General features: G+C 72.7%; 1 protein-coding gene. It reads left to right on the forward strand.

The features are described 5' to 3' along the window. The first annotated feature begins 108 nt into the window (after nt 1-108). Nucleotides 109-297, forward strand: a complete 189-nt coding sequence (locus I6A60_RS15885) for a hypothetical protein (protein WP_203021785.1) — start codon at nt 109-111, stop codon at nt 295-297. Nucleotides 298-418: the final 121 nt, after the last annotated feature.

Consider the following 418-nt stretch of genomic DNA (forward strand, 5'->3'; position numbering starts at 1 on the left):
CACCCCCACCCCGCAACCCGCCATTTCTGCCGGTCGCGGGGGCGCGGAGATGTGTAAAAGAGACCGGCCGCGGGGAATCCCCCGCGGCCGGTCTCGTTCCGCGTCAGCGTGCCGGACCCGGAAAACCCTGGCACGTTCAACCGGGTGTACTTCACCCCCGACAGGCACCATTACCTCGGCCAGGACGAGAACGGGAAGGTCAACAACCCCTGTAACTTCGACGCCCGAGAAGTCGTGCTGGCCAGCGGCTGGGTCGACGCCATCGGCCAGACCGTCGCCCGCCAGGACCCTTCCTGAAGCCCGTCCGGACCTGAAAACGGGGCCCGCCGGGTCGTTCGCGTAGACAGCCTCGCCCCCCCGGGCCCGGGGGGGCGGGGGGGGGGGGGGGGGGGGGGGGGGTTGGGGGGGGGGGCCCCCC

Source organism: Frankia sp. AgB1.9 (assembly GCF_016786355.1).
Lineage (GTDB): Bacteria > Actinomycetota > Actinomycetes > Frankiales > Frankiaceae > Pseudofrankia.